This window comes from Frankia sp. CcMO1 (genome assembly GCF_977945845.1).
The window spans coordinates 20,080-24,843 of record NZ_CDWTMG010000051.1 but is presented as its reverse complement, the minus strand read 5'-3'; the positions used below and the strand labels follow the sequence as shown (position 1 = coordinate 24,843).

At 67.5% G+C, this 4,764-nt stretch carries 7 protein-coding genes and 2 pseudogenes; 6 read left to right on the top strand and 3 right to left on the bottom strand.

Annotated features, from left to right (window positions below; all coding sequences use genetic code 11):
• Both AC08OU_RS09290 and AC08OU_RS09285 read left to right on the top strand, forming a co-directional pair.
• On the top strand, positions 1-231 hold a 231-nt coding region (locus tag AC08OU_RS09290), incomplete at its 5' end, for a hypothetical protein (RefSeq protein WP_476604665.1).
• A 9-nt stretch (positions 232-240) separates the two neighbouring features.
• Positions 241-357: a hypothetical protein gene (locus AC08OU_RS09285; protein ID WP_476601964.1), complete on the top strand. Its 117-nt coding sequence runs from the start codon at positions 241-243 to the stop codon at positions 355-357.
• Between the two features lie 186 nt (positions 358-543).
• Here AC08OU_RS09285 and AC08OU_RS09280 read toward each other — a convergent pair whose 3' ends face one another.
• Entirely contained in the window at positions 544-816 is a 273-nt protein-coding gene (locus tag AC08OU_RS09280) for a DUF302 domain-containing protein (protein WP_476604667.1), read from the bottom strand.
• Here AC08OU_RS09280 and AC08OU_RS09275 point away from each other — a divergent pair.
• Positions 768-1,280: pseudogene (locus AC08OU_RS09275) on the top strand (MMPL family transporter); the annotation flags it as partial. The gene AC08OU_RS09280 and the pseudogene AC08OU_RS09275 overlap by 49 nt on opposite strands.
• Before the next feature lie 129 nt (positions 1,281-1,409).
• On the opposite strand, the gene AC08OU_RS09270 reads toward AC08OU_RS09275, so the two are convergent.
• The gene (locus AC08OU_RS09270; protein WP_476604666.1) at positions 1,410-1,694 is read right to left on the bottom strand and encodes a metal-sensitive transcriptional regulator; all 285 of its coding nucleotides are present in this window, start codon (positions 1,692-1,694) and stop codon (positions 1,410-1,412) included.
• Positions 1,695-2,517: 823 nt separating this feature from the next.
• Between AC08OU_RS09270 and AC08OU_RS09265 the strand changes: the two genes are divergently transcribed.
• A complete protein-coding gene (locus tag AC08OU_RS09265; protein ID WP_011438823.1) occupies positions 2,518-2,721 on the top strand; it encodes a cold-shock protein in 204 nt (67 codons plus the stop codon).
• A 176-nt stretch (positions 2,722-2,897) separates the two neighbouring features.
• Here AC08OU_RS09265 and AC08OU_RS09260 read toward each other — a convergent pair whose 3' ends face one another.
• Complete coding sequence (locus tag AC08OU_RS09260; RefSeq protein ID WP_462186728.1) at positions 2,898-3,344, bottom strand: response regulator; 447 nt, start codon at positions 3,342-3,344, stop codon at positions 2,898-2,900.
• A 415-nt stretch (positions 3,345-3,759) separates the two neighbouring features.
• On the opposite strand from AC08OU_RS09260, the gene AC08OU_RS09255 reads away from it, so the two are divergent.
• Positions 3,760-4,209: a carboxymuconolactone decarboxylase family protein gene (locus AC08OU_RS09255; RefSeq protein ID WP_462186729.1), complete on the top strand. Its 450-nt coding sequence runs from the start codon at positions 3,760-3,762 to the stop codon at positions 4,207-4,209.
• 318 nt (positions 4,210-4,527) lie between these two features.
• Positions 4,528-4,713 (top strand): annotated as a pseudogene (locus tag AC08OU_RS09250) (indolepyruvate ferredoxin oxidoreductase subunit alpha); the annotation flags it as partial.
• Positions 4,714-4,764: the final 51 nt, after the last annotated feature.

Below are 4,764 nucleotides of genomic sequence, written 5' to 3'. Positions count from 1 at the left end.
ACGCTGCGCAACCACCCGCCGAGCCCGCAGATGCCTCAAACCCGCTTAACTTCGAAGAGCCAGTTCACCCTGCTCGGCAATACCGCCTCGCACATGCCGCAGGGGCTGGGCGGCCTGCCCGGCATGACAGCGATGACGACGCACGTGATGAAGAAACAGATCGCCGACGTCGGCGTGCCAGAGGTGCCGGAGTTCCTCGAGCAGATCGTCGCCTCCGGCGGCCATCTGTGAGCCTGCCGCATGTCCGCCGACATGATGCACCTCGACGAATCCGATTTGTATGAGGACGTCGAAGGGATCATCAGCGCCGCGGACTTTATTGAGAAGACCGACGGCGCCCAACTGCTGTTTATCTGACACGGGACCGAGGGTCGCCTGGCAGGGGACCTCGGGTGAGAGGCGATCGCAACGTTCGAGGCGACGTTCCCTGGATGCCGGGAAAGGCCGGTTGGCCGGCCTCGGCCCCGGTCGAGTCCTGGCCGGCGTTCGCGGTCGTGTCGCCGTCACCACGCCCGAGTCCCCTGAGCCGCCGTGGGATGGCTCTCACCCTACGGTGCCGATCGGTGCGGCGAGGGCGGCGTCGAGGCGGGCGCCGGCCTCCTTCGCCACCGGTTCCAGTTCGTCGCGGCCGGTGACGGTGACCATGATCCGCGGGTCGAGGACCTCGACCACGGTGCCACCGTCGGCGGCGCGGACGACGACGTTGCAGGGCAGCAGCAGGCCGATCTGCCGGTCGACGTCGAGAGCCCGGTGGGCGGCCGGCCCAGATCGCGCCCGACGGGCATACCGCCGTCCTGCTCGGCGGCGCGGCCGCAGAGAACATCGACCTGCACACCCTGCTGTCGGACCGCACCCCGCTGGTGCTCGGGGTGGTGCTGGGGATGGGTTTCCTGCTGCTGCTCGTGGTGCTCGCCGCGCCGCTGGCAGCCGCCCTCGGGGTGGTCACGAACCTGCTCGCGACCGGTGCCACGTTCGGCGTCGCGAAGCTGGTTTTCGCCGACGGGCACGGCGCGGGCCTGCTGGGTTTCACCTCCCAGGGGTTCCTCGACGCCTGGGGGCCGATCTTCTTCTTGGCAATGATCTTTGCGATCTCTATGGACTACACGGTGTTCCTGCTCGCCTCGGCCAAGGAGCACTGGGAACGCTCCGCCGATCCGCGGGAGGCGATAGTCGGCGGGCTCGCTCACTCCGGTCGGGTCATCTTCGCGGCGGCCGCGGTGATGGTTGCGGTGTTCTTCACCTTCGCACTGTCCGGACCGCTGCCGCCAAAGGAGATGGGCGTCATCCTCGGCATCGCCGTGCTGCTGGACGCGGCCCTCGTCCGCCTCACCTGCTACCCGTCCTGCTCCGGATCATCGGACGGGCCGCCTGGTACAGCCCGATGTGGCTGCGCCGCGTCCTACCCACTGTCACCTTCGCCCACTGACCGAACGCCCACTGACCGAAGCGATCGCGTCCCTGGGCCGGCTACCCGCCGCCGGCCTAGGCACGACATCTGCCGAGGGCCACGCGAGGGACAGGAACAGCTTTTCCAGTTCCGTCTCGGTCATCGGTGCCGCCTCGCCGCTCTCACGCGCGGCCAGGCACTGTTGCATCCCGGACACTATGATCTTAAATCCGGCCCGGTCCAGAGCTCGGGAGACCGCGGCAAGCTGGGTGACGACGTCAGCGCAGTCGCGACCATCCTCGATCATGCCGATTACGCCGCGGAGCTGACCCTCGGCGCGCCGCAGGCGCCGAATCACATCCGCCATCGCCGTCTCGTCGACCTGCATCCCGACCTCCATATCCCGCACCAGGTGACCGCAGGCGCTGCCTCCAAGATATCCTCCCGAGTATACATCGGGTGACCTCACCCGCGATCAGACCTTTCGGGATCGTCGCCGCTGGTTGTGGCTGGTTGTGGAGGACCTGGCGGACGAAGGTGAGCTGTACCTGTCCAGCCGGCAGATCGCCGAGGCGCTCAATGCCGAGGGCTGCGCCCACCCAAGCGCACCGACCGCTTCGGCCTCGGCCAGGTCCTCACCCTGACCCGCCGGCTGGGCATCGGGGTCCGCCACCCTCGCGGCACCCGCACCGCGCTAACCGGCCTGGGACCACACCGGTACTCGGTGACCGAACTCGCCGTAGCCCTCCAGCAGGCCGACCGCTACCCTCTACACCTGGATCTACCGGGGGTGGATCACCGCGCAGCGCCACCCGGATGGCAGGTCCTGGGTCATCATCGCCGATGACGCCGAGATGCAGCGGCTACGCGAGCGCCGGGCCCCCGGACCACTACACCCGCCGGGTACCCCGATAACCGACGTTTCGTCGGCTGCTTCGCATCGAGTCGGACGGGACAAGAGCCAAGCGGGCACACCACGTCGGTGGAGGGGTAGGCTGCAGGTGTTGCTTGTTCTTCCGTGCGTGACCTACGCAGAGAACGGCACGGCTGGACCACGGCACCGGCCGGGGTCTGGGGCGAGGCCGGTACGCGAAGGACGCTTACCGGGAGCGCGGCAAGGAGAAATAATCGTGGCGCAGGGTACCGTCAAGTGGTTCAACGCGGAGAAGGGCTTCGGATTCATCTCCGTCGACGGTGGCGGCCCGGACGTGTTCGTCCACTACTCCTCGATCGTGGCGGACGGCTACAAGTCCCTGGATGAGGGCCAGAGCGTCCAGTTCGAGATCGTGCAGGGTCAGAAGGGACCGCAGGCGGACAACGTCCAGCCCGTCTGAGGCCGTACCACCCCTCAGCCTTACGCGTCGGCGCGCGGCTCCCGCGGGAGCCGCGCGCCGATGTTGTGTTGGTCGATGTTGTGTTGGCAGGCCGGTAGTCTCACCGCCGTAGTTGACCGACGCCGTCGGCGGGCACCGCGCGATCATGGCTCATGTACACCTGATGAGCGACCAGATCAGCGCCCGGGCAACTGAACCACGGTGATGAAGAAGTCGTCGATGAACCGGACGTCGTCTACGAACCGGTCGAAGTCGACCGCCTTCGTCACGTAGGCGTTGGCGTGCAGGTTGTAGCTGCGCAGGATGTCCTCGGCAGCGTCCGAGGTGGAGAGCACCACGACGGGGATACGTCGCAGGTCGGCGTCGGCCTTGACCTCGGCCAGGACCTCGATGCCGTTGCGGCGCGGCAGGTTGAGGTCCAGCAGGATCAGGTCGGCCGTAGGGGCCTGTGTGAAGGGCTCCTCCCGGCGGAGGAACGCCATGGCCTGGATACCGTCGTTCACGACATGCAGCCTGCCGTTGATCCGATCATCCGCGAACGCTTCGCGGGTCATGAGGACATCCCCCGGGTCGTCCTCAACCAGCAGTACGTCGAACGGGTCCGTACGGACACTCGCCGTCATCTGGATACCTCGAAGTAGAGGCCGCCATCGCATGGCAGCCGGACGAGAAGCGGGGGTAGGGACGAGAAGCGGGGACAGGGCGGACCGGACGATCAGCGCCCACCGCGGGGGACGGCCGCTCCTCGAGAGCGTGAGCGGGGTCGCGAGCAGGCGCGGGCGGAGCCCGTCCGGCCCGGAACGGTAACCGGACATCCCGGAATCGATGCACGGACTTTGGCGATGTCTGACGGTACGCCAACGGAAGTGGTCTGTCGCCCCCCTAACAGGGACAAGTCCAAGGACAAGCCGAGGCTCACCGTTTTCGGCCTCGCCGCGACCGCCCGGGCACCCACGACCGCCCGGGCACGAGGCCGGACTTCGGCCGCCGTTCCCGGCGTGGCGGTTCCCGGTCGCCTCCGGCGGGAAGGCAAGGGCCATGAGCTCCGGCAGCCCGGTCCAGGACGAGATCCGCCCGCATGCCCGCGAACTGCGTCGGCTGATCCCGGACGTATACCGGGGACTCGGCGCCCTGGGCGACGCTGCTCTCCGTGACGGTGCCCTGGACAGCTGCACGAAGGAGCTGATCGCACTGGCGCTCGCCGTGAGCACCCAGTGCGACGGTTGCATCGAGACACACGCCCACGGCGCCGTCCGGCAGGGTGCGACCTGCCAGGAAGCAGCCGAGGCCATCGGGGTGGCACTGCTGATGAACGGCGGGCCGGCGTCGGTCTACGGCCCGCGCGCGTTCGCCGCCTTCAGGCGTTTCCGCGCCGAGCGGCACGAGGCGGGGGACGGTACGGCGCCGCTCGGCCACGTAACCCCGGCCTCGCCGGGACACGCTCCATCAACCGGCCAGGTTCAGCCCCCCGACAACACCGACGTCTGAACCGGCGGCAGAGGACCCGCCGCGCCGACCACCTGGCGGACGGTGGTCGGCGCAGACCGTCTTCATGACCGGCTGAGGACACGTCGGCGCGGGTGCCGCCGCCATCCGGCGGGCGCCCCGGACGGCCCAGATACAGACAAAGAAAATCTCATGGTTAAAAATATCCCTGGAGATTTCTTCGCCCCCGTTTCGGGCCATCGAAATTCGTTGCTCCACGGACGAGTTGTTTACCTATCCTTTACAGTTCCACCCACCTCGGCCGGCGACATCCTGTTACGATTTCCCCGTGACTGAAGACGAACGGGGAAGAAGGATCCGATGACGTTTGTCGTCCTGTCACCCTGCATTGATGTCAAGGACACCGCCTGCGTGGAGGAGTGCCCGGTCGACTGCATCTACGAGGGCGGCCGCAAGCTGTACATCAACCCGGATGAGTGCATCGACTGCGGAGCCTGCGAGTCGGCCTGCCCGGTCGACGCGATCAAGAGTACCCGGATCGTGCCGGCGAGCGAGGCCGAGTTCATTGCGGACGAAGGAGTCGAAATGAAATAACTT

Excerpts from the sequence above, each read along its gene's own strand:
- AC08OU_RS09285 (WP_476601964.1), top strand. The coding sequence starts at position 241 with ATGTCCGCCGACATGATGCACCTCGACGAATCCGATTTGTATGAGGAC.
- AC08OU_RS09270 (WP_476604666.1), bottom strand. The coding sequence starts at position 1,694 with ATGATCGAGGATGGTCGCGACTGCGCTGACGTCGTCACCCAGCTTGCC.
- AC08OU_RS09260 (WP_462186728.1), bottom strand. The coding sequence starts at position 3,344 with ATGACGGCGAGTGTCCGTACGGACCCGTTCGACGTACTGCTGGTTGAG.
- AC08OU_RS09255 (WP_462186729.1), top strand. The coding sequence starts at position 3,760 with ATGAGCTCCGGCAGCCCGGTCCAGGACGAGATCCGCCCGCATGCCCGC.